The organism is Sneathiella marina, from assembly GCF_023746535.1.
Taxonomy (GTDB): domain Bacteria; phylum Pseudomonadota; class Alphaproteobacteria; order Sneathiellales; family Sneathiellaceae; genus Sneathiella; species Sneathiella marina.
In genome coordinates this window covers 1,750,841-1,774,030 of record NZ_CP098747.1, presented here as the reverse complement: position 1 = coordinate 1,774,030, position 23,190 = coordinate 1,750,841, and the positions used below count along the sequence as shown (strand labels likewise).

Annotated in this window: 20 protein-coding genes; 5 read left to right on the top strand and 15 right to left on the bottom strand. The window is 47.6% G+C overall.

The window, feature by feature from the left end:
- Positions 1–3: 3 nt before the first annotated feature.
- The gene (locus NBZ79_RS08455; RefSeq protein WP_251937437.1) at positions 4–1,395 is read right to left on the bottom strand and encodes an aldehyde dehydrogenase family protein; all 1,392 of its coding nucleotides are present in this window, start codon (positions 1,393–1,395) and stop codon (positions 4–6) included.
- A gap of 198 nt (positions 1,396–1,593) precedes the next feature.
- Between NBZ79_RS08455 and NBZ79_RS08450 the strand changes: the two genes are divergently transcribed.
- Complete coding sequence (locus tag NBZ79_RS08450; RefSeq protein ID WP_251937434.1) at positions 1,594–2,346, top strand: DeoR/GlpR family DNA-binding transcription regulator; 753 nt, start codon at positions 1,594–1,596, stop codon at positions 2,344–2,346.
- Positions 2,347–2,352: 6 nt separating this feature from the next.
- On the opposite strand, the gene pdxR is transcribed toward NBZ79_RS08450, so the two are convergent.
- Positions 2,353–3,861 (bottom strand): MocR-like pyridoxine biosynthesis transcription factor PdxR, encoded by a 1,509-nt coding sequence (gene pdxR / locus NBZ79_RS08445; protein ID WP_251937431.1) that lies wholly within the window; start codon positions 3,859–3,861, stop codon positions 2,353–2,355.
- Positions 3,862–4,128: 267 nt separating this feature from the next.
- Here pdxR and NBZ79_RS08440 point away from each other — a divergent pair, with 267 nt between their 5' ends.
- A complete protein-coding gene (locus NBZ79_RS08440; protein ID WP_251937405.1) occupies positions 4,129–5,517 on the top strand; it encodes an aminotransferase family protein in 1,389 nt (462 codons plus the stop codon).
- A gap of 122 nt (positions 5,518–5,639) precedes the next feature.
- Entirely contained in the window at positions 5,640–6,107 is a 468-nt protein-coding gene (locus NBZ79_RS08435; protein WP_251937402.1) for a GNAT family N-acetyltransferase, read from the top strand.
- A 17-nt stretch (positions 6,108–6,124) separates the two neighbouring features.
- Here NBZ79_RS08435 and NBZ79_RS08430 read toward each other — a convergent pair whose 3' ends face one another.
- The 6 genes from NBZ79_RS08430 to NBZ79_RS08405 all read right to left on the bottom strand — a co-directional run bounded on the left by NBZ79_RS08430 (position 6,125) and on the right by NBZ79_RS08405 (position 13,602).
- Positions 6,125–7,492: a glutamine synthetase family protein gene (locus NBZ79_RS08430; RefSeq protein WP_251937399.1), complete on the bottom strand. Its 1,368-nt coding sequence runs from the start codon at positions 7,490–7,492 to the stop codon at positions 6,125–6,127.
- Between the two features lie 40 nt (positions 7,493–7,532).
- Entirely contained in the window at positions 7,533–8,315 is a 783-nt protein-coding gene (hisN, locus tag NBZ79_RS08425; protein ID WP_420854598.1) for a histidinol-phosphatase, read from the bottom strand.
- 157 nt (positions 8,316–8,472) lie between these two features.
- Positions 8,473–9,036 carry a sarcosine oxidase subunit gamma gene (locus NBZ79_RS08420; protein WP_251937395.1) on the bottom strand — a complete coding sequence of 188 codons (564 nt, stop codon included), beginning with the start codon at positions 9,034–9,036 and terminating at the stop codon, positions 8,473–8,475.
- The gene (locus tag NBZ79_RS08415; protein WP_251937393.1) at positions 9,029–12,046 is read right to left on the bottom strand and encodes a sarcosine oxidase subunit alpha; all 3,018 of its coding nucleotides are present in this window, start codon (positions 12,044–12,046) and stop codon (positions 9,029–9,031) included. Before NBZ79_RS08415 ends, NBZ79_RS08420 begins: the two co-directional genes overlap by 8 nt.
- A complete protein-coding gene (locus tag NBZ79_RS08410) occupies positions 12,043–12,342 on the bottom strand; it encodes a sarcosine oxidase subunit delta (RefSeq protein WP_251937391.1) in 300 nt (99 codons plus the stop codon). Before NBZ79_RS08410 ends, NBZ79_RS08415 begins: the two co-directional genes overlap by 4 nt.
- A gap of 12 nt (positions 12,343–12,354) precedes the next feature.
- Positions 12,355–13,602, bottom strand: coding sequence for a sarcosine oxidase subunit beta family protein (locus tag NBZ79_RS08405; protein ID WP_251937389.1), 1,248 nt, complete (start codon positions 13,600–13,602; stop codon positions 12,355–12,357).
- 351 nt (positions 13,603–13,953) lie between these two features.
- Here NBZ79_RS08405 and NBZ79_RS08400 point away from each other — a divergent pair, with 351 nt between their 5' ends.
- Both NBZ79_RS08400 and NBZ79_RS08395 read left to right on the top strand, forming a co-directional pair.
- Positions 13,954–15,648 (top strand): formate--tetrahydrofolate ligase, encoded by a 1,695-nt coding sequence (locus tag NBZ79_RS08400; RefSeq protein ID WP_251937387.1) that lies wholly within the window; start codon positions 13,954–13,956, stop codon positions 15,646–15,648.
- Between the two features lie 149 nt (positions 15,649–15,797).
- Positions 15,798–16,769, top strand: a complete 972-nt coding sequence (locus NBZ79_RS08395; RefSeq protein ID WP_251937385.1) for a GlxA family transcriptional regulator — start codon at positions 15,798–15,800, stop codon at positions 16,767–16,769.
- A gap of 2 nt (positions 16,770–16,771) precedes the next feature.
- Here the strand turns inward: NBZ79_RS08395 and NBZ79_RS08390 are convergent, their stop codons facing one another.
- The 7 genes from NBZ79_RS08390 to NBZ79_RS08360 form a co-directional block, all read right to left on the bottom strand.
- The gene (locus NBZ79_RS08390) at positions 16,772–18,808 is read right to left on the bottom strand and encodes an ASKHA domain-containing protein (RefSeq protein ID WP_251937383.1); all 2,037 of its coding nucleotides are present in this window, start codon (positions 18,806–18,808) and stop codon (positions 16,772–16,774) included.
- On the bottom strand, positions 18,801–19,706 hold the full coding sequence (locus NBZ79_RS08385; protein ID WP_251937382.1) for a methyltetrahydrofolate cobalamin methyltransferase: 906 nt from the start codon (positions 19,704–19,706) through the stop codon (positions 18,801–18,803). The genes NBZ79_RS08390 and NBZ79_RS08385 overlap by 8 nt, the downstream gene beginning before the upstream one ends.
- Positions 19,707–19,797: 91 nt before the next feature.
- Positions 19,798–20,889, bottom strand: a complete 1,092-nt coding sequence (locus NBZ79_RS08380) for a methylenetetrahydrofolate reductase (RefSeq protein ID WP_251937380.1) — start codon at positions 20,887–20,889, stop codon at positions 19,798–19,800.
- On the bottom strand, positions 20,886–21,437 hold the full coding sequence (locus tag NBZ79_RS08375) for a methylenetetrahydrofolate reductase C-terminal domain-containing protein (protein WP_251937378.1): 552 nt from the start codon (positions 21,435–21,437) through the stop codon (positions 20,886–20,888). Before NBZ79_RS08375 ends, NBZ79_RS08380 begins: the two co-directional genes overlap by 4 nt.
- Positions 21,430–21,735, bottom strand: a complete 306-nt coding sequence (locus NBZ79_RS08370; RefSeq protein WP_251937376.1) for a virulence factor — start codon at positions 21,733–21,735, stop codon at positions 21,430–21,432. Before NBZ79_RS08370 ends, NBZ79_RS08375 begins: the two co-directional genes overlap by 8 nt.
- Before the next feature lie 6 nt (positions 21,736–21,741).
- Positions 21,742–22,341, bottom strand: coding sequence for a DUF1638 domain-containing protein (locus tag NBZ79_RS08365; protein ID WP_251937374.1), 600 nt, complete (start codon positions 22,339–22,341; stop codon positions 21,742–21,744).
- Between the two features lie 27 nt (positions 22,342–22,368).
- Entirely contained in the window at positions 22,369–23,055 is a 687-nt protein-coding gene (locus NBZ79_RS08360; protein ID WP_251937373.1) for a corrinoid protein, read from the bottom strand.
- Between the last annotated feature and the right edge of the window lie 135 nt (positions 23,056–23,190).

Sequence of the window (23,190 nt, the reverse complement as noted above, 5' to 3'; positions counted from 1 at the left end):
GTCCTAACCAGCTGTTTTTAAATGATAAGATTTCGGTCGTGTCAAACTTTCATAACCGACGCTAGATAACGTACAGCCCCTTCCCGAGTTTTTCACGCCTGTCCAGGCAAGGGCGGGGTCAAGATAGTCGCAACGATTCATGAACCATGTCCCCGTTTCCACCTGATCACCGATACGTATTGCAGCATCGACATCTTCTGTCCAAACAGAGGCCGTTAAACCGAACTCACTATCGTTCATCAATGCAATAGCTTCCTCATCCGAAGATACCTCCATAATACCCACAACCGGACCAAAACTTTCTTCTGTCATAAGCCGCATTTCATGGGTTACATCAACGACGACCTGCGGAGCGAGATAGGGTGTCCCGGGTTTGTCTGCAGGAAAATGAGATGGATCGATCAAAGCTCTTGCGCCAGCACCAACAGCGTCCAAAACCTGTCGCCTTACAAAATCTGCTGCCGTTGTGTTGACCATCGGCCCCAATGTCGTTTCAGCCTCCAAAGGTGATCCTAAGACATAGCTATTTACAGTGTCGACGAACGCATCAACAAACTCGCGATACACATCAGTATGTACATAAATACGCTCAATCCCGCAGCACGACTGGCCGGAGTTAAACATCGCACCATCAACAAGGTTCTCGGCAGCGGAAGTTAAGTCTGCGTCCGAACGAACATATGCCGGGTCTTTTCCGCCTAGCTCCAGCCCAACACCAATAAACCGACCAAGCGCTGCTTTTTCAATAGCTGTACCGCCCGGAACGGAGCCGGTAAAGCAAACATATTCAACTTGATTTGATTGAATAATCTCTGCGGCTGACTGATGAGAGGCAACAACGACCTGGAATAAGTCCTTGGGCAATCCCGCCTCAACAAAACTTTCCACCATCCGCTCACCACATAAGTGAGTTTGTGTCGCATGCTTCAAAATAACAGCATTACCCGCCATCAAAGCCGGAACAATTGAATTCACAGCCGTCATATACGGAAAATTCCACGGCGCTATCGTGAAAACCACACCTAATGGCTCCCGATTTATATATCGTGTAAAGCCTTCTTTTTGTGGAATTTTGATTGATGCCAAGGATTCTTCCGCAATGGAAATCATATGGCTCGCCCGCTCGACAAAGCCATTTACTTCACCGGCACCAAACTTTACCGGCCGGCCCATTTGCCTCGCGAGCTCGTCGACGATCACATCCTTTTTAGACGCAAAATTTTCGACACAGTTGCTCAGAATAATAGCCCGATCCCGAACAGAAGTATTTTTCCAGGTATCTTGCGCCTCTTTCGCTGCGGCGAGCATCTGCTGAATAGATTGTGACGACGTATAAGGGCGCTCAACATAGAGACTCCCGTCTATTGGACTAAACGTTTTCAGGCTTTGAGACATTACTTTCACCTATCCGAAATTAGAGTTCATATTTATCATTCTCTGCCAGATTTACTAAGTCCAAAACACCCCTCAAATTATTTATTTCCACAAAATGCCTAATAAATTTCGAGATACTGTGGTTTTCCACATTTTCCTTCGGCTTTCCCGCAAAATATGATATGCACGGTTTTGATTTCGCTAAATTGGGAGATGGTAGTGAAGCAAACAAAACGGCAAATGGATATAATGCGGTTGTTGCAGATTGAAAAATCCTGCGGAGTTATTGAATTAGCTACCAAACTTGGCGTTTCAGATGAAACGATTCGTCGTGACATAAAGCAAATGACGCAAACGGGATCGGTTGAGAAAATACATGGCGGTGTCATGCTTCCGCATTCTTCATTGGAACCCCCCTTTTTGCGACGATTGGAAGAACAACGGCAGGAAAAACAGAAAATTGCGAAACTGGCGGCTTCAATCATCGGTGATGGCGAAACATTGCTGATCGATAATGGCAGTACTTCTTGCTATATTGCGAAAGAACTAAGCGCACACCGGAACATGACCATAGTCACCAATTCAACAGAAGTAGCTCGCGATCTTTGTGCCAGAAATAATAATACTGTTTATATGGCAGGCGGGGAATTACGTGCCGATGACAGTGCGGCATATGGTCCAACGGCCGTAAGCTTTGCAAAACAGTTCTCAACAGAACGCGCCATCCTGTCAATCGGAGCCCTTCACGGTGAACTTGGCTGTTTTGATTTTGATCTAAGCGAAGCGGAATTCAAACGCGCAGTCATACCCCAAGCGTCCAGCATTGTTATGGTTGCTGATCACACGAAGTTTAACCGGCCAGGCGTTGTTAAAGTATGTGACTTCACACGTGTGGACATGTTGCTAACGGATCAGCTCCCTCCGCAGGAGATTGTTGATCAAATCGGTCGTAATCATATACATATTGCCTGATGACGTCTAAGTTTTTGAAGACGCTAAAAGCTCAGAAATTATTTGCAGTCCTTCTTCAATTCTTTGCGTCGCAATTGAGGAAAAACCAAGTCGAAAATAGTTTTTTCCTTTTTCTCTGTCGCTGAAATACACTTGCCCTGGCTCCAAGACGACGCCAGCAGATAGTGCTTGCTGAGCAAGGTCTTCCGCATCCAGCTGTTCCGGGCCCTTAACCCAGAAGCTCGTTCCTCCGAACTTAGGCTGAGTTGACATTCCAGGCATAAAGCGCTGTAACGCTTCATTCATGATAAAACGTCTTTCGCTATACACTTGGTTTAATTGCCGCGTGTAAGTGAGATGGTAGCCCATGGCTATAAAGAAAGATGTCGTTCTTTGATTGTTGCTCGGTGCATGGCGCAACATTAAACGTCGAAGCGCCCGCATATGTTTTATCAACGGAGAAGGTGCGACAACATACCCCAGCCGTAATCCAGGAAACATCGATTTTGACAAGCTTCCCACATGGATTACGCGGCCATCCCTATCCTGTGATTTGAGCGCACGTACTGGAACATCTGTATAGTTGGTTTCACTTTCGAAATCGTCTTCAATAATGAAAAAATCATGCTTCGAAGCCGCTTCCAGCAAATTTCGACGGCGGTTTTCCGATAACGTCACCGTTGTCGGATACTGATGGCTAGGCGTCACATAAACCACGTCACATGAAACCAGAGTATCATCAACCCTTACCCCCTCCTCGTCCACCTCCAATGGGACAAGATCGGCCCGATGATACTCGAAAATATTGCGGACATCGGGGTATCCTGGATCTTCAATACCTACGCGTGTTACTGCTTTCATTAAGGCTGCAGCTGCGAGATACAGGCCATTTTGTGCACCCATTGTTACCAAGATCTCATCGTCATTGGCAAATATTCCCCGGGTTGGTAATAATTTGGATTTAATCTGTTGCACCAAATATGGATCATCCTGAGAGATAGCATCATTGGCCCAATCTAGCATATCCATCTGGCTCATCGCTTGCCGCGAACATTCTCGCCAGTCCCCCAATGGGAACAGTGACGTATCAGGTTGTCCGTACACAAACGGAAATGGGTAATCCTGCCATTTCACCGGTTTCACAATATTTCTCTGAGAAGATACCCGCATATCCAGGCGACCTTCCCAATCAATATTTTGCAGATCACCTGCAGGATTTTTTAACGAGCTCGATTTTTTTCCGACAACGGCAGGCTCCGTTACCCTGGGTCCAATATCTGCAACACGGTACCCTGATCGCTCCGTCGCGTTAATGTATCCATCTTCCGCAAGTTTTTCGTAAACAATGACAACTGTTACGCGTGACAATCCAAGGTTTTTTGCCAGCTTCCGTGTTGACGGTAATTTTGTGCCACAGGTCAATTGACCATTGATTATTGCTTCGACCATACTCGTACGGAGCTGGCTTTGAAAAGACATGCGCGAATTTCTATCAATCTCAAAGAACATAAAGTCGATCCCTAGTTTCAGAGCCATTTGCCCATTTTTGCAGTATTCTGATGGAAAGTAAATTGGCCTTATCAATTCTTAAATTCTGGACCTATCACTTCATCCAAAATATTACGATTATACAAAGGAAGATATTACGGACATTGGGTTGTACTATCAGTGCAACAATATTATGCGTCCACTCCATACTAATTGGCTATACGGTCTCTGATGCAACGCCCAGAAGACACGATAACCGACAATGCAACAGCAGTAGCGATCAACACGAAACTGCCACAGGATTAGGATATAGCAATGGATCTAACTCAATCAGTAAACGACTATAGCGAAATCGTCGAAAATGACCGCGAATTCATTTGGCACCACTTGAGCCAGCACAAGAAATATGAAACGCAGGATCCCCTTATCATTATTGAAGGTAAAGGCTTGCGTGTCTGGAATCAGGCGGGTCGCGAACATTTGGATGCCGTTTCGGGCGGTGTCTGGACCGTAAATGTTGGCTATGGCCGGGAAACCATTGCGGATGCTGTCCGTGACCAATTGGTGAAAATGAACTATTTTGCCGGCTCAGCAGGTTCTATTCCCGGCGCGACATTTGCCAACCAGTTGATTTCCAAGATGCCTGGAATGAGCCGCGTTTACTATTCAAACTCGGGCTCCGAAGCCAATGAGAAAGCCTACAAAATTGTTCGCCAGATTTCCCATAACAAGCATGGCGGCAAGAAATCGAAAATCCTTTATCGCGAACGCGATTATCATGGCACGACAATCACCGCCCTGTCGTCCTGTGGTCAAGGAGAACGGCGTGATCAGTATGGCCCATTCACACCCGGCTTCGTAGAGGTCCCTCATTGCCTGGAATATCGCTCACAATGGGGAGATATTGAGGACTATGGCATAAAAGCCGCCAACGCGATTGAAGAAGTAATCCTGCGTGAAGGCGCAGACACAGTTGGTGGATTGATCCTAGAACCCATTACTGCGGGTGGTGGAGTTATTGAACCGCCAAAGGGCTATTGGGATCGTGTTCAGGAAATCTGTGCCAAATATGATATTCTTCTGATTATTGATGAAGTTGTTTGTGGCATGGGCCGCACTGGTACCTGGTTCGGATATCAGCATTACGGTGTCAAACCTGACATGGTCACAATGGCAAAGGGCGTTGCGTCAGGCTATGCCGCAATCTCGTGCACTGTAACGACTGAAGCGGTCTTTAACGAATTTAAAGCCGACCCGGATGATCCAATGAGCTATTTCCGGGACATATCTACTTTTGGCGGATGTGCAGCGGGTCCTGCAGCAGCTCTTGAAAACATGCGTATTCTGGAAGATGAGAACCTCTTGGAAAACACGGTTACCATAGGTGAATATCTGATGGAAAAACTACATGGTTTAAAAGCCAAGCACCAGATTATTGGTGATGTTCGCGGCAAGGGCTTGTTCTGTGGCGCTGAACTGGTGTCCGACCGGGAAAGCAAAATGCCGGTTGATGAGAGTATTGCGCAAGCTGTCGTTGCTGATTGTTTTGCAAATAATGCTGTAATCATCGGAATGACAAACCGGTCACTTCGCGGGATGAATAATACTTTATGCCTAAGCCCGGCCCTTATCAGCACGAAAAGTGATATGGATGAAGTCATTGACGCAATTGATGGCGCATTGACGCGCGTTGTTGCTCAGTGATTTTCTGAACCGACAAACCAGGTCACAGGTATCCTTACCTGTGACCTTTTTTTTAGAGCAGGTAGTTTCCTGCATATTTGAAAAGAACACTTGATCTTTTAAACCACGACATCTGGACGATCATGCAAAACGCCCTTACTCCTGATATCTTACCGGCAAAACCTGGCGACGGTGCCGAATTGTCAATCCTTGCATTGGAATCAAAAGCATATTGGGGATATTCCGATGAATTTATCAAATCATGCGAAACTGCCTTGAAAATTACGGATGAAATGATTGGAAGGTTGCACAGCGGTACAGTTAAAGAAGACAGTTCATATGTAGGTTTTTATTTTCTTTCAGAAGAAGGAACTCATGCCGAGCTCCAACTTCTGTACATTTCTCCGGTTGCAATTGGTAAAGGTTATGGCCGTGCACTTTTCAAATCTGCCATGAAAAAGGCCAGTTCGCTTGGCTACACTGAAATGAGGATTGAGGCAGACCCAAATGCTGTAGACTTCTATAAAAGAATGGGGGCCAAACATACTGGTTGGTGCCGGTCGGAAGTCGACGATACGCGAGAGCTTCCTCTTCTAATGATGCCCTTGTAATATCCACCCAAAAACCATCAGATAATTTCGAAGTATCGCTCCATTTCCCAATTCGTAATGGCTTTACGGAATTCCCGTTCTTCCCATTCCCGTGTCACGACATAATGATCCACAAAGGCGTCACCAAACAATTCACGGGCGGCACTGGATTTTTTTAAGGACTGAGCTGCATTCCACAATGTTTGCGGTAATGCGAGCTCTTCCGGAAATTCTTGTGTATAAGCGTTTCCAACAACAGGATCTGTCGGTTCTACTTTATTCTCGATACCCCACAATCCCGAGCCTAGAGCTGCGGCAATTGCGATATGTGGATTTATATCTGCTGCCGAAATCCGATATTCGACCCGCTGCGCATGTTTTGATCCGGGGATCGCCCTTAAGGCGCATGTCCGGTTATCAACGCCCCAGCTGGCTTCAGTCGGCGCCCAGAATCCCGGAATTAGTCTCGTATAGCTATTTATTGTGGGTGAAACCATTGCCAAAAGTTCCGGCATCAGCTTTTGCTGACCGCCAACAAAATGACGCATGGCATCACTCATATTATGGTCCTTGCCCTCTTCATGAAAGACAGATGATCCATCTTTGTTAGCGAGAGACAAATGAATATGGCCACTTTGTCCAGGATAATCCGGTGACCATTTCGCCATAAATGTCGCCATCAATCCGTTTTTTTGCGCCAGTATTTTGGTATAGGTTTTAAATAGAGCGCCCTTATCTGCCGCGAGCAGGGCTTCGTCATAGGCTATTGCCGCTTCCAGAACACCGGGGCCGGTTTCCGTGTGCAACCCCTCTATAGGAAAATCCATTTCCGTGCAAAGAGCCAGTAGCTGCTCGTAAAATTCGTTTTCCACTGACGCCCGGAGCATCGAGTATCCGAAAAAACCCGGTGTAAAATTATCGAGATCATTATAGTTTTTCTCCCGAACTGACTGCGGTGTCTCTTCGAAAAGGAAGAACTCAAATTCGCAAGCAGCCGTCGCGCTATATCCCATGTTTGACGCTTTGGATAAAACCCTCTTCAGCGTTTGCCGCGGACAGACATGAGCAGCCCTATCCCCGAATTCCAGAAGAAAGAACAGCATATTGTCTTCCAATGGTAATTCACGGCAGCTTTCAATTACCGGAACGACTGTTGCATCTGCATATCCATTTGCCCAGCCAGTATAGCTTTCCTTGTCATATAGCTGATCGTTGACATCCCAGCCAAGAACTACATCGCAAAACCCGAAACCCGTTTCCAATATGCTAAAAAATTTTGATTTGCTGAGATATTTTCCGCGAAGCACGCCATCAATATCAAAAACACCAACTTTTACATATTCAAGGCCACGATCTTCAACAATACTCCTCGCATCCGTGATTGTTTTTACATATCGTGCGTCCATATTATCCTCGATAGAAAAAAGAGACAGTCGGAAGCCTAAGCTAACGCTCCAAAATTTCAAGTGCCTGTTGATGCAATGCTGGTGTTGCTGCGGCGAGAACATTTCCGTCGGAATTCAGGCCCAAACCGTTACCGGACCAATCTGTAATAATCCCGCCCGCTTCCTCAATAACCGGAACAAGAGCCATGTAATCATAAGCTTGCAACCCTTGTTCAATAACAATATCAGCCCAACCGCATGCCAGCATTCCGTATATATAGCAATCGCCACCATATCGTTGTAAGCGTGTTTTTTCGCTTATCTCACCAAATCGCCCCTTGTCCATTCCCGTAAAATAATCCGGCGAGGTGGTCATCAAAATAGCGTCATGAAGGTTTTCACATGCACTGACACTGCATTTTACACCGTTGAAAAAGCACCCTTGCCCCTGGACGCCAATCCAGAATTCATGCATGGCCGGCATGGAAATGGCGCCTATGCGCACTTGCTGTAAATGTAAGTAAGCAATTAAAGTTCCATAAACCGGTAAACCAGCGATAAAACTCTTTGTTCCATCGATTGGATCAAGCACCCATAGATCATCCCGATCCAATCCTTCAGAGCCATGCTCCTCGCCCAGAATTCCATGGGTTGGATATTTCTTTGAAATCATCTCCCGTAGAAGACGCTCCGTTTCCTGATCAGCTATCGTTACTGGAGACTTGTCTTCTTTCGTCATTATATCTATTGGATGACGAAAATAGGTCGTCGTGCACGCCGCTGCGGCATCTGCCAAAGACCCCGTAAAATCAACCAATTCAGACCAATCTTCAGTTATTGGCATTTTTAAAAAATTCGGGGTACCCAATTACATTTCCTGTTTTAACTTACGCGATATGGCATCTTGTTGAAATAGCTCGAACCATAAACCACAAAATTAGAATAAAATACACAATAATCAACAAATTTTACGGCCAATATCCAAAATAAAGCAGAAAATATCACACAAACTCTTTACAGGAATCTGCCAGCCAAGCACCGACATATCGCCCAAACGAGCATCGCACATAAATATGAAATGTGTTTGGCTCGATTTGTTCAACAATGGCTTGCGATTTGGCAATCAGCGTCTGTACACAGTTTCCCGGACTAAATACACGGGGATGGAAATCAAATTCTGAGCTTTTCATTAGGACCTGATGAACATGGTTACCGGCAAGTTCAAAAATCGTCCTGTTGGCGCTCACATCATTGATTGCGGTATGTTCTCCAGCCAGTGCTTTTTCGAGTTTCCAAACAAGATCATTCTGCTTTTGATCTTCGGCGACAACGAGCCATTCATCAGGGGACAGCCAAAGAGCTTTAACCCCAATTCCAACAGAGACCGTATTCGGGGATAAAGGTAAATCCAGACCTAAAACAGACTTAGTTGATGTCATGAAGTTCTTATTTTCCGGGTCTCCACGCAGATTAATCTGACCTTGGAAGGGCAATTCCCGAAGGCCCGGCGGAAATTGCTCAATGATGTTACTTGCGGACGACAACCGATTTTCAAGACTAACCATTCAGTTTCTCCCCCAATTTGTCATAGAAAACCGGATCGACAATTTCCGCCGCTAAAGTTCCGTTTTTAAGCGGGGCATAAACCTTGTCACCATGGCGTTCTTGTCCACCCTTAACAACCGCCAAAGCAATCGATCTCCCCAGGTTAGCACTATAATAACTTGAGGTAACATGACCAATCATTGGCATCGGAACTGCCGCGCTGGGATCAGATACCAGTTGTGCGCCTTCGGGCAGAACTTCTGACGGATTTTCAGTCAGCAACCCCACCAATTGCTTTCTGTCTGACCGACTTGTATCAGGTCGGCTAAAGGATCTTTTACCTATAAAATCAGGTTTCTTCTTGGAAACAATCCAGTCCATTCCCAAATCTTGAGGTGTGGTCGTTCCATCCGTTTCCTGGCCTACAATGATAAATCCTTTTTCAGCGCGAAGAATATGCATGGATTCCGTGCCATAAGGCGTGATGCCAAATTCCTCTCCGGCAGCCATCACCTGCTCCCACACCGCTTTACCAAAATACCACGGAACATTAATTTCATAGGACAACTCACCAGTAAAACTGATGCGGAAAATCCGCGAGCTAATTCCAGCCACCTCACCTTCTTGAAAGGACATATAGGGAAATGCTTCGTTGGAAAGATCCATCTCAGGTGCGAGTTTCGCTAACAGGTCCCGAGCTTTCGGTCCCGCAATAGACACTGTTGCCCATTGCTCTGTAACAGAGGTGCAGTATACGTCCAGCTCCGGCCATTCTGTCTGCAAATATTCTTCCAACCAATCCAGCACGATCGCTGCATTTCCAGAAGTCGTCGTCATCAAGAACCGGTCTTCCGCCAGTCGTCCCGTTGTGCCATCATCGAAAACCATGCCATCCTCATGGCACATCAGGCCATATCGAACTTTCCCTATTCCCAGTTTCAGCCAGGCATTGGTATAAACACGGTTCAAGAACTCCGCGGCATCGGGCCCACGCACATCTATTTTTCCCAATGTCGATGCATCCAGGACACCAACGGAATTTCGTACAGCTAGGCACTCCCTGTTCAATGACGCCTGCATGTCTTCTCCTGGCTCAGGATAATACCACGGGCGTTTCCATTGACCGACATTTTCAAATTTTGCCCCATTCACGACATGCCAGTCATGGATGCTGGTAACTCTGACAGGGTCCGACCATGCCCCTAAATTACGACCTGCCAAAGCACCATAAGAAACAGGCGTATAAGGTGGGCGAAATGTCGTTGTTCCGACTTTGGGGATGGGCTTATCCAGAATACCAGAGAGAATGGCCAAGGCGTTAATATTAGAAGTTTTCCCTTGGTCGGTTCCAAATCCAGTCAACGTGTATCGTTTAATATGTTCGATTGATTCAAAGCCTTCGCGCGTTGCTAATTCGATATCTGCAGCAGTAGAATCATTTTGCAAATCCACAAAATGTTTAACCATGCCCTCACCTACAGGGCGATAACTCGGGACAATCCAAAAGGGCTCGATGGTTCCAGTTTCCGGCTCACCTGTTACCACGGCAGTTGGGCTCGCCGCTAACTTGAATCCTGCATTACCTGATGCTGCTACCCCTGCATTCTGACCTTCCTCAAGGCTTTCCTGTAAAGAGAATTGACCTGTTACGGCACCTGCAAACATCTGACGCTGGACGGCCTGACCGGGAACAAAGCAGGCTTTATCTTCCAGATAATCAAGTTTACCTTGTGATTGGCTGAACAGATGGACCACCGGGCTCCATCCACCGGACATAGCAACCAGATCGCATTCAATTTCTGTCGGTGAGGATGTATAAACTCTTGCACCCTTTTGGATAGGTCTGACTTCCACTTTTGAAACTCGTTTACCGCCTTTCGTGGCAGTAATTGCATGACCTTCCAGTATCTTGATTCCGGCTTCTTCAACCATATTCCTAAGCGACGTATCAACATCGGTACGGCAGTCAATTATTACGGCTATATTTGCGCCGGAAGCCTTGAGATCCAGCGCCGCCTCATAGGCGCTATCGTTATTGCAAAAGAACGCGATATTTTTCCCGGGCAACACGCCATACCGGTTTGCATAAGTCTGTACGGCCCCAGAAAGCATTATGCCCGGTCGATCATTGTCGGCAAAAACCAGAGGGCGCTCATGGCATCCTGTTGCAAGGATGACTTCGGTAGCGCGAATATGCCAGACGCGTTGACGGATTTTTCCAATACGCTCATGTGCAGGAAGATGGTCTGTTTTCTGTTCCAGGATACATAAGTAATTTTGATCGTAATAACCAAAAGCCGTGGATCGGGTAAGAACGGTCACGTCGGGCATTTCTTCCAGTTCATCCCGAACAGCCTGTATCCAGTTTACGGCATCCTCACCATCAATTGTCCTCTTCAAGCCCAGAAGGCTACCACCAACCTCATTTTGCTCATCAACCAGTACAACCCGGGCGCCAGAGCGTCCGGCATGTCGCGCAGCATTGAGGCCGGCTGGTCCGGCTCCAACAATTAAAACATCGGCATGACAGTGCATGTGATCATAGATATCAGGATCTTTCTCTGTTGGAGCTTTTCCCCAGCCTGCTGCACGACGAATTACGGGTTCATATAATTTCATCCAGAATGACCGCGGCCACATGAAGGTTTTATTATAGAATCCGGCTGTAAAAATTTTGGCAAACAAACCATTTACCGCGCTCACATCATAATTAACGGAAGGCCAGACATTGACACTGCTCGCCTCAAGTCCGTCATATAACGAAATTTGTGTCGCCCTTATATTCGGCTCAGTCGTGGCACCAGCACCCAGCTGCACCATGGAATTGGGTTCTTCAGCTCCCGCAGCAACAATTCCCCTTGGTCGATGATACTTAAAGCTTCGGCCCACTAAATGGACATCATTGGCGAGTAGCGCCGATGCCAATGTGTCTCCCTCAAATCCGGAATAACTGTCACCGTTGAAAGTAAACTGAAGGGGTTTCTGCCGGTCGATGCGGCCACCCTCAATTGTTCTATTCCGCCAACTCATAAGCTTTTTCCTGCTTTTGAGGAGATTTCAGGAGGGGTTTCGCCCATTTTATAAATGGCAACAATTTCATGGCTAATCGTGTTGCGCAGGACATTGAACCAACGTCGGCATCCGTTGCTATGGCACCATCTTTCCTGGAACAAGCCTTTTGTGTTCTTCCGCATAAATAAGAAATCCGCCCAATCCTCGTCAGAAAGCGCCTCTGGATTCTCTGGCCGCGCTATATGGGCTTCCCCGCCATAATGAAATTCAGTTTCATGTCTTTTGCCGCACCAGGGGCAGTCAATATTCAACATCAATTCTTCCCTTTAATGTGCAACAGCTGCTGCGCCATGTTCATCAATAAGTGCACCCGTTTCAAACCGACCGAGCGCGAAGGGCGCATTTAGCCGATGTGGCTCATCTTTCGCAACGGTATGTGCAAATGCCCACCCGGAGCCCGGTGTTGCCTTAAACCCGCCTGTGCCCCATCCACAATTGAAATACAGGCCGTCAACAGATGTCTTGGAGATAATAGGCGAGGCATCGGGACAAACATCGACAATCCCGCCCCATGTTCGCATCATGCGCACCCGGCTGAAAACCGGAAAGAGTTCGAGGCAGGCCCCTAGTTGATGTTCTATGACGTGAAAACTGCCGCGCTGACCATAGGAGTTAAAACTATCCACACCGGCCCCCATCACCAATTCACCTTTGTCCGATTGACTCACATAGACATGAACTGCCCCGGACATGACAACGCAGTCTATGACAGGCTTGATGGGCTCGGAAACCAAGGCTTGCAAAGGGTGGCTTTCAACTGGAAGCCGCAAGCCTGCCATATTGGCAACAACGGAACTATGACCAGCTGCGACAACAGCAACTTTCTTCGCCCCGATATATCCGCGAGTTGTTTCAACACCGACGACTTTGTCACCCTCTCGCTTTATACCTGTGACCTCGCAATTCTGAATTATATCAACGCCGCACGCGTCCGCAGCTCTCGCATATCCCCAGGCAACACTGTCATGTCGGGCGACACCGCCACGACGTTGTAAAGTTGCGCCCAGTACCGGATGCCGGGTATCTTTCGAAATATTGATGATCGGACAAAAATCTTTGACCCCGTCTGCATCTAACCATTCTGCATCAACACCATTAAGCCGATTTGCATTAACCCGGCGAACACCTTCTCGAACATCGCCAAGGTTATGTGCCAGGTTTAGAACACCGCGCTGACTCAGCATTACATTGTAATTTATGTCTTGGGATAGCCCTTCCCAAAGCTGTAGGGATTTTTCATAAATCGCCGCGCTCTCGTCCCATAAATAGTTGGAGCGGACAATTGTCGTGTTGCGAGCTGTATTCCCTCCACCAAGCCAGCCTTTTTCCAGAACAGCAACATTTGTAATTCCGTGCTCTTTTGCAAGATAATATGCTGTGGCCAGCCCATGGCCCCCACCGCCTATGATAATCACATCATAGTCAGTTTTGGGTTCTGGACTTCGCCACTGCTCCGGCCAGTTCTTATGGTGTGATAATGCATTTCGTGCGATGGAAAAAATGGAATATTTCACGTAGAATTGCCCTTATTCCGCCCGAGTTAAAGACGCCGCATAAACGACGCTGAGTGAAGCTGACTCTGACATCTTAGCACTGAGCAAAAATGTCCGAAATAGTCATTTACTGCGATATAACCGACATTCTTCTTTTCCCTCAATCTTCCTGTAAATGTCTTCACAGAAAATTGCAGAGCGGCAAACCTACTTGACCGCTTGGAAAGAAAATTATGTCGCTTCATGAATAGCTAGTTAATACTGATGCCGTCACTGTGACGGCTGCAGGGCGTATGGCACAACCTATCTTGCATACTAATTTTGGAGGGTCTGGTAAATAAATCCGGACCATTAACAGAAAGATACATAGCAATGACCGACCAACATGCTCACCCGAAAAGTGATATTGAAATTGCGCAAGCCGCCTCCATGAAACGAATTGTCGATGTTGCGGAAAACAGCCTCGGTATTGATTCTGATAAACTCGAGCCATACGGGCATTATAAAGCCAAACTCTCGTTGGATTACATCAAGACGCTTGCCGACAAGCCAGATGGCAAATTGATCCTTGTCACAGCTATGACGCCGACACCGGCGGGTGAAGGCAAGACAACAACAACTGTTGGCCTCGGTGACGCGCTCAATCGCATTGGAAAAAAGACTATGATATGTCTGCGAGAGCCGTCGCTTGGTCCCTGTTTTGGAATGAAAGGCGGCGCTGCAGGCGGCGGGTATGCTCAGGTTGTTCCGATGACGGACATCAATCTCCATTTTACAGGTGATTTCCATGCGATTGGCGTCGCTAATAATCTTCTTGCCGCCATGGTCGATAACCATATTTATTGGGGCAATCAACTCGGCTTGGATGAGAGGCGGATAATTTGGCGTCGGGTTGTTGATATGAATGACCGGGCTCTGCGTAATATCGTCAATAGCCTGGGCGGTATATCCGATGGCTTCCCCCGAGAAGACCATTTTGACATCACAGTCGCGTCGGAAGTAATGGCGATTTTCTGCCTTGCCACTGACATCGACGATCTCAAACGCCGTTTGGGAAACATTATTGTTGGCTATACCCGAGAAAAATCTCCCGTCTATGCAAAAGACATTGATGCGCATGGCGCAATGACAGTTTTGTTGAAAGATGCTTTCCAACCCAACCTCGTTCAAACCCTGGAAAACAACCCAGCATTCATTCACGGCGGGCCATTTGCGAATATCGCCCATGGGTGCAATTCCGTGCTCGCCACAAAAACTGCCTTGAAATTAGCCGACTATGTTGTGACGGAAGCCGGGTTTGGAGCTGATCTTGGAGCTGAGAAGTTCCTCGACATAAAATGCCGTAAAGCTGGCTTGAAACCAGAAGTCGCCGTTGTTGTTGCAACAATTCGTGCATTGAAAATGCATGGGGGCGTTGCCAAGGGTGATCTCGGAACTGAAAATGTCAAAGCTGTAGCCGAAGGAGGAGAAAACCTTTCGCGCCATGTTGAGAACCTTAAAAAATTCGGTTTGCCAGTTATCGTGGCCATAAACAAATTTTCAGCAGATACTGAAGATGAAGTAAACCAGGTACGGCAGGTTTGTGCAGAGCTTGGCGTGGATGCCATCGAATCTGATCATTGGGGAAATGGTGGTGCTGGCGCAGAAGATCTGGCGCAATCCGTTGCCGCCATCATAGATAAAAATGGTAGCAACTATGCACCTTTGTATAATGACGCGCTACCGTTGTGGGACAAAGTTCGTACAGTAGCGCAAACGCTATACGGCGCACAGGGCATCATCGCGGATCAAAAGGTGCGCAACCAGTTTAAGGAATTGCAGGAGGGTGGATTTGGCCATTATCCGGTTTGCATCGCAAAAACACAATATAGTTTCTCCACTGATCCGAATCTGAAAGGAGCGCCTAGCAATCATGTTGTCCCTATCCGGGAGATCCGAGTTGCAGGCGGAGCAGAATTTGTCGTAGCCGTTTGCGGTGACATCATGACCATGCCTGGTCTACCCCGCGTTCCTGCCGCAAATTCAATTGATATAAATGACGAAGGCGAAATTATCGGTTTGTTCTAAACTGACCCACATTTCCATTCAGAGAAGAGCGGCTTTGATCCAGCTGCTCTTTTTTTGACCACATGGCAAGATTCTGTTTGTTTTTTCCCCGTTCTAAAGTAGCGTTCGAAGAAGACGGGTTCTATTTTACTTTTTTGGATACGATACATTTGGAAACACCTTCTACCGGCGCATCGGCGAAATACAGACTTGGCTTCTGCCTCGTACCGGAATTTTCAGCTATTGCCTTTATCTCGGCCGTTGATACCCTGCGGCTTGCCAACCAGCTTTCAAATGAGAAGATTTATAGCTGGGACTGTTATTCCATAGACGGAAAACCAGCAAAAAGCAGCGCCGGTATCGAATTCTCGGTACAAGGTAAAATATCGGAAATGCCCGCTTTACCCATCGTTTTTACGTGTAGCGGTATAAATATTCGAAATCATACAAGTCCGCAACTTATTGCTGCCCTTCGCCGGATGGCATCACATGGCTCGGAACTAGGTGCAATTTGTACCGCAACATATGTTTTGGCTAAAGCCGGCCTGATAAACGATCATCGCTGTACTATTCACTGGGAAAACCTTTCCGGATTCCGGGAAGAATTTCCTGAACTGGACATCACATCCGAGCTTTTTGAAATTGACCGTAACCGCTATACCTGCGCAGGCGGCACCGCGTCATTGGACATGATGTTGAGTCTTGTGTCCAGCCACACAAGTCACGAATTGTCCGTATCAATCGCAGATCAATTAATCTATCACCGAATTCGTGAAAGTTCAGAGCGACAGCGCATGGAATTGCGAGCACGCCTTGGTATTTCGCATCCAAAGCTACTGGGCGCAATCGCTTGCATGGAGGATAACCTTGAAGAGCCGTTGAGTTGTAGTGATCTGGCTACGGAAGTCGGCTTATCAACTCGTCAGCTGGAACGGCTATTTCAAAAATATCTGGAGCATTCTCCAACCCGATATTATCTCGGACTACGGCTTGATCGGGCAAGATATCTCCTCACCCAAACCAGTTTGCCAATAATCGAAGTGGCGCTTGCGTGCGGTTTCGTTTCCGCATCGCATTTTTCCAAATGTCACCGAGAGCATTTTGGCCGGACACCAAGTGAAGAACGGCGTACCCGGCATTAGATTTACTTGAGGCGACGACGTCTGCGACGCCCGCCTGAGCCGGAAAGCTCGTTTGCGGAAATAATTTTCGGGTCCGGAAATTTTACGGTCTTCGATAAATTTGGATAGGAAGCGGTTTTGTGAGGAATCGCCATTGCATCTACAAAATAATCCTGGAATTTTGGTTCCACAGCCGTTTCAATTTTCTCTACCGTTTTGACCACTTCTTCTATTTCTGTTCGCGATTTGTTATTAAGCAACGCAATACGCGCGCCAACTCCGGCTGCATTTCCGACGCCATGAACATTCTTCAGATTACAATCGGGAATCATTCCCAAAACCATCGCATATTTCGTATCAATATGGCTTCCGAATGCACCGGTCAACAGAATCCGATCAACAGAATCGACGCCAAATTTGTCCATAAGCAATTTAGCACCAGCATATAAAGCGGCTTTGGCAAGCTGAATAGCCCGAACATCTGTTTGATAGATTTTCAGCTCGCTTTCGCCATCACGTATGACATAGGAAAAAGTCCGGCCATCAGCGACAATACGCGGGCTTTTTGCTGCGAGCGACCCGTCTATAACCCCGTCAACGCTCAATATTCCGCTTAAATACATTTCAGCGACAACTTCGATTATCCCGGAACCACAAATACCGGTTATCCCGGATTTGGCGGTTTCCTCGTCAAATCCCTCTTCATCCGACCACAAATCGCTGCCAATCACCTTAAATCTAGGTTCAAGCGTTTCGGGGTCAATCCGGACCCGCTCTATGGCCCCGGCTGCCGCCCGTTGGCCACAGGATATCTGCGCACCTTCAAACGCAGGTCCTGTTGGCGAAGACGCAGCCAAGAGACGGTCACTATTCCCAACGACAATTTCCGCATTGGTCCCAACGTCGACGATAAGAGTAACCTGTCGCTGTAAATGAGGCGCTTCGGAAAGTATAACCGCAGCTGTATCTGCACCCACATGGCCGGCAATACAGGGTAAAAAATACACCCTGCCATCGGGATTGGAGGTAAGCCCAAGTTCACTGGCCCAAATCGTCATGCTGCTGTTCGTTGTTAAGGCAAACGGAGCACCACCAAGTTCCGTTGGATCGATACCCAACAAAAGATGATGCATAATCGGATTACCTACGAAAACAGCGTTCAAGATGTCAGTCGGATTGATACCGGCCAGTTCCGTCACTTCACCTATGAGCTCATTTATGCCTTGCCGTACTGCTTCCGTTAATAATTTATCCCCACCAGGATTCATCATGATGTACGACACACGGCTCATCAAGTCTTCGCCATACCGAATTTGCGGATTCATCATTCCCGATGACGCGACGACCTCACCGCTGGAAAGGTCGCACAGATGCATGGCGATGGTCGTTGATCCGACATCCACAGCCAATCCATAGGCCCTGTTGTGAAAGCCGGGCCATATTTTTGTTATACGTTTATTACGGTGAACCGAAACTGTTACATTCCAATTCCCCTCGCGAAGGTTTTTTTGGAGCGCTTGCAACGTTCGCAAGTCACATTCCAGTTCGGTCAGTCCCCATTGTTGATTGAGCGCTAACTCCAATCGTTCAAAATCGCCTGTTGGATTGTGCATATCCGGTTCTTGGACTTGTACGAAATGCAATCGGATCGCTGGATCCATCTCAATTTTACGATCATCCGCTTTCTTTACGATGACCTGGCGATGGACCTGGCTAGATGGGGGAACATCGATAATGACATCGCCCATTAACTGCGCATGGCAACTTAACCGACGCCCGTCGGCAAGCCCTCTCCTCGCCTTGAATTTTTCTTCACCAACGGCGAAGGGAGACAAAGAAGTCTCCCGGCTAACAACTCCATGTTTCGCAAACTCGCCAACAGTGAGATTTACCTGACACCTACCGCAGATCCCTCTTCCACCACAGACGCTATCAATATCAACGCCGAGAATGCGAGCGGCCTCCAGAACCGGTGTTCCTTCGGCAAACCGTCCCCGTTTACCAGAGGGTGTAAAAACAACGAGATGCAGCTTTTCCTTTTCAAACAAATGATTAGGCATTGCGTCTCCGTCGACGGTTCCCTCTGCGGCCCATTTCCACACTTCCCTCAGCTGCAGGCTCCCGGAAAGTCTTGATCCAGCTAACACAATTTGGATCGCGGCCCATCACCACATTCGCGCCTTTTATCGCTGCCATTTCCGGTTCATGTAATGGGTTGGTAATAGCTGATGTCATTCCGGCCCCGATTGCCATTGATAGAAATGCTGCGTTCATTCCGTGGCGATTGGGCAATCCGAAACTGAAGTTTGATGCACCGCATGTGGTGTTAACTTTAAGCTCCGTGCGAAGGCGATTGATAAGCGTCAATACCTGACGACCCGCGTCATTGATAGCTCCGACAGGCATCACTAGAGGATCGACAACAACATCTGCTGGAGATATTCCATAGTCCTGTGCCCGCTCGACAATTTTCTTGGCAACCGCAAAACGAACGTCGGGATCTTCGGATATGCCGGTTTCGTCGTTTGAAATTGCAACAACCGCCGCACCATGCTTCTTTACCAGTGGTAGAACCGTTTCCAGCCGGTCTTCCTCCCCGGTAACGGAATTGACTAGGGCTTTTCCCTTGTACACGGCCAACCCGGATTCCAATGCTTCAACAATCGAGCTGTCGATAGATAAAGGAGCATCTGTCAGGCTTTGAACAAGTTGGATTGCTTCGGCGAGGATACGGGGTTCATCGGCAAGCGGAATACCGGCATTGACATCCAACATCTGGGCACCCGCAGCAACTTGGGCCAGTGCATCAGATTCCACCCGGCTGTAATCCCCAATTTTCATTTCAGCAGCGAGAAGTTTCCTCCCCGTGGGATTTATCCGCTCACCGATAATGACAAAAGGACGGTCGAAGCCAATAACAACTTCTTTAGTAGCTGAGGAAATGATTGTATCAGTCATGCAAAATAGCCTTGAAATTAAGGGGCCACGCCCGTTGTTACACTTTGTCCATTAAAGGCTTAAGCTGCCCGAAATCTTTTCCATTACCGACTTAGACTTCCTCAGAAGCGGCAGCAACTGCTTCTTGCGGATCAATTGATATATCAAATTGTTCCTTCACCGTTTCCACGGCATCTGAAACGGCTTCGAAATCGGGGTTCATTTCACGTTTCCAGGGTTTACGGCCCTTTAAGACACCTGCTTCATAAACAATATCTGCAACTAGTTCCTCTTGCCGATACGCCATCACGTGAGCCCCGGAAACGCCTTTCATCTCATGCACTTGTTGGAGCATCTCGATGCAGATTTTCTTACCTTCAAGCTTTTGGTTTTCAGCGCCTTCGAGACGTTCGACGATGCTATCAGGTATATGGATTCCCGGAACATTTGACCGGATCCATTTAGCGGCCTTCGCCGAGGCCAACGGACCGACGCCAATTAGGATAAAACATTTTTCATCTAGCCCCTGGTCACGAACCTGTTCCATATATTTCTCAAGCATCGGGATATCGAAACAATATTGTGATTGAACGAATTGTGCACCCGCCTCAATTTTCTTGGCCAGGCGAAGGGCGCGAAATTCATATGGCGGTGCAAAAGGATTTATGGCGGCACCCAGAAACACCTGCGGCGGCGCCGTAATTTTTCGACCCGAAAGAAACCGCCCGTCATCCCGCATTTGTTTTATGGTCCTGAGTAAAGACATGCAGTCAAGATCGAATACCGGCTTGGCGCCGGGTTGATCGCCCGCCTGAACCCCATCGCCGGTTAAGCAAAGTATGTTATTTACCCCCATCGCTGCAGCTCCCAGGACATTTCCCTGGATTGCAATGCGGTTATGATCACGACAGGATATCTGCATTATCGGAGAATACCCGACACGTGTTAGCAAGGCGCATATGCTGACCGATGACATATGGCAGTTTGCGCCTGAGCCATCGGTGGCGTTAATCCCGTCAACCCAGCCATCAAAAATTGCACCGCGCTCAAATACTTCGTTTGGATCTGCGCTATCGGGCGGATTTAACTCTGCAGTCACAGCAAATTCACCGGCACGTAACACTCTTTCGAGCCGGCCACGTGACGAATGACCCGGCTGCGCTGGAAGCGGCTCTCCCTCATCGGCTAAAGGATTTTGAGTCATTGTGTATTCCTGGCGGCTGTCAGAGTTTCTTTTTCTTTTTTCAACCGTGCAGCATCTTCCGCAGTAACGCGCAGCCACGAAGACGTTCCGCGGTATGAATGATTGACCGGCTCCTGGACTTTTAGAATTTGATCGCCTTCTTTCATGTTCCGACTGCCTTTCCATGCCTCAACCCAGACGCAAGGCATATCCGGTTCCACTTCGCAATTTCCGTTGGCCCTGACGCCGCCGCAAGGGCCATTTCGCAAGGATTTAGGGCAATTCATCGGACAGGACATACCCGTGTCACTAAGGGCGCATTGTCCGCACATACGACAGTCAAACAACAGTCCTTTCACGGCTTTTTCAACGAATACAACCGGTTTTTCCGCCCTTTTGTACCCTACCCACGACCAAAAAGGATGCAGTTTCAAGAAAATTTTCGCGAGCAATTTGTAAATACGTTCCAATCCGCGGGAATGACGAACTGACCAGAGCCTGATAGTAAATAATGCGCGGGAGCGAACAACCGGACTTGTATGGGATGGCTGATAAGCTGTTTTAGGCATCTGTTTCCCGTCCGCCATTGGCCACCAGCCGCTTAACTACATCCTTATCATAACTGGATTCAATCGCATTTGCGGCAGTATCCGCGGCTTCTTGCATATCCCCGTCTACTGGTTCAGCGGTCCCTTTTCGCCACCCCTCAAGATATGCATCCGTTTCATGGGATCCATCACGCATCGCCGCCATATCAATGGCAACCTGAAACCGTTCGGAAAGCAATACTTTGGCGTTCTTCCGGCCTTGCTTCACCACGACTTGTGACGGAATGTCCCGCCAGTATAAAATACTCAGTTGCGCCACTCTTTGTTATCCCACCTTATCTTCAAGAAAGTTCTCTAGCCCGCTCAACCCTGTAAACCGATACTCGTATTCTAAAGAAAGTTTCTCGGCGGCCGCTTTTGCTTTCGCCTGCAATTCAACATTCTCCGTTTGCGATAAATACAAGACTTTCTTGTAATTACCGAAATACAAGGGAAGCAATTCAGGATGCCGATCTATTCCAAGATCCCTGATTATCAATCGATCAAAATGCCGGGCAAGATAGTCGGTTAAATAGAAAGTTCCAGGTTCTGCCTCCGCATACTGTTTGAACACCTCAGAGCTTGCAAAAAATTCATAGCAATGTGCCCCGGATATCCGCTCCACCCCTTCCTCGCGTAAAACATTATCCAGCAAACCGCCTGTTCCGCAGTCACCGTAAAGAGCTAGTATCTGATCGAATTCCGTCTTGTTCTCTCGAATTTTCTGCCGCATTGCCTCTGGTATCAAAGTCGGGGAATTATGGAGTTTCGCTGGCAAGCATGTAATCTCTATATGTTGCCATTTCTTCTCATCGAGAACCGCCAAGGTTTCTTCCGCCAAGGCACCGCAGGCTATCAAGAGGGTTTTTGGGTGAGAATGCTCCATATCACAGCCTTTCCCTGATTTTTTTTGTCAGGCCGCCCGACGCTCTGCGACCATCCGCTGGGCAATTTCAACGGTCATCGCGGCATCCCGGCCATACGCATCGGCACCGACGCTATCAGCAAATTCTTCATTGAGCGGAGCTCCGCCAACCATAACAATGAAGTCATCGCGAATGCCCTTCTCTTTCATGGTATCTATGACAACTTTCATATAGGGCATGGTTGTCGTGAGAAGCGCGGACATCCCTATAATATCTGGCTCATGCTCTTCCAAAGCGGCAATATAGTTTTCGACCGGATTGTTAATTCCCAAGTCGATTACTTCAAATCCGGCTCCCTCCATCATCATGATGACGAGATTCTTACCAATATCGTGAATATCACCTTTCACGGTGCCGATAACCATTTTTCCCGCCTTCGGCGCCCCTGTTTCTGCGAGCAAGGGCTTCAGGATAGCCATTCCAGACTTCATGGAATTTGCCGCCAAAAGTACTTCCGGCACGAATAAGATTCCGTCACGAAAATCAATACCGACAATCCGCATGCCTTCAACCAGAGCTTCTGTCAGTACTCTATAGGGTTCCCAACCCCGCCCCAGAAGAATATTGACGCCTTCACAAATCTCGTCGGCCAAACCGTCATAGAGATCATCATGCATCTGCTCAACAAGCTCAGAATCATCTAACGCAGAGAGATCAATTTCTTCTTCGTCCATTTTATGGCTCCACAGAGTTGGTCAAATTACCGGTTTCTTTTCAAAATATTCAGGCAACATGTGCTAAAAAACTATCCTGCCTCAGACATCGAATAATTTTTCAGCGACACGCACTTCCAAAAACACTGGTTTCTG

Bases quoted from the DNA above. Each gene is read 5' to 3' on its own strand.
- NBZ79_RS08455 (WP_251937437.1), bottom strand. From the start codon at position 1,395: ATGTCTCAAAGCCTGAAAACGTTTAGTCCAATAGACGGGAGTCTCTAT.
- pdxR (WP_251937431.1), bottom strand. From the start codon at position 3,861: ATGGCTCTGAAACTAGGGATCGACTTTATGTTCTTTGAGATTGATAGA.
- NBZ79_RS08440 (WP_251937405.1), top strand. From the start codon at position 4,129: ATGGATCTAACTCAATCAGTAAACGACTATAGCGAAATCGTCGAAAAT.
- NBZ79_RS08435 (WP_251937402.1), top strand. From the start codon at position 5,640: ATGCAAAACGCCCTTACTCCTGATATCTTACCGGCAAAACCTGGCGAC.
- NBZ79_RS08430 (WP_251937399.1), bottom strand. From the start codon at position 7,492: ATGGACGCACGATATGTAAAAACAATCACGGATGCGAGGAGTATTGTT.
- hisN (WP_420854598.1), bottom strand. From the start codon at position 8,315: ATGCCAATAACTGAAGATTGGTCTGAATTGGTTGATTTTACGGGGTCT.
- NBZ79_RS08420 (WP_251937395.1), bottom strand. From the start codon at position 9,036: ATGGTTAGTCTTGAAAATCGGTTGTCGTCCGCAAGTAACATCATTGAG.
- NBZ79_RS08415 (WP_251937393.1), bottom strand. From the start codon at position 12,046: ATGAGTTGGCGGAATAGAACAATTGAGGGTGGCCGCATCGACCGGCAG.
- NBZ79_RS08410 (WP_251937391.1), bottom strand. From the start codon at position 12,342: ATGTTGAATATTGACTGCCCCTGGTGCGGCAAAAGACATGAAACTGAA.
- NBZ79_RS08400 (WP_251937387.1), top strand. From the start codon at position 13,954: ATGACCGACCAACATGCTCACCCGAAAAGTGATATTGAAATTGCGCAA.
- NBZ79_RS08390 (WP_251937383.1), bottom strand. From the start codon at position 18,808: ATGCCTAATCATTTGTTTGAAAAGGAAAAGCTGCATCTCGTTGTTTTT.
- NBZ79_RS08385 (WP_251937382.1), bottom strand. From the start codon at position 19,706: ATGACTGATACAATCATTTCCTCAGCTACTAAAGAAGTTGTTATTGGC.
- NBZ79_RS08380 (WP_251937380.1), bottom strand. From the start codon at position 20,889: ATGACTCAAAATCCTTTAGCCGATGAGGGAGAGCCGCTTCCAGCGCAG.
- NBZ79_RS08375 (WP_251937378.1), bottom strand. From the start codon at position 21,437: ATGCCTAAAACAGCTTATCAGCCATCCCATACAAGTCCGGTTGTTCGC.
- NBZ79_RS08365 (WP_251937374.1), bottom strand. From the start codon at position 22,341: ATGGAGCATTCTCACCCAAAAACCCTCTTGATAGCCTGCGGTGCCTTG.
- NBZ79_RS08360 (WP_251937373.1), bottom strand. From the start codon at position 23,055: ATGGACGAAGAAGAAATTGATCTCTCTGCGTTAGATGATTCTGAGCTT.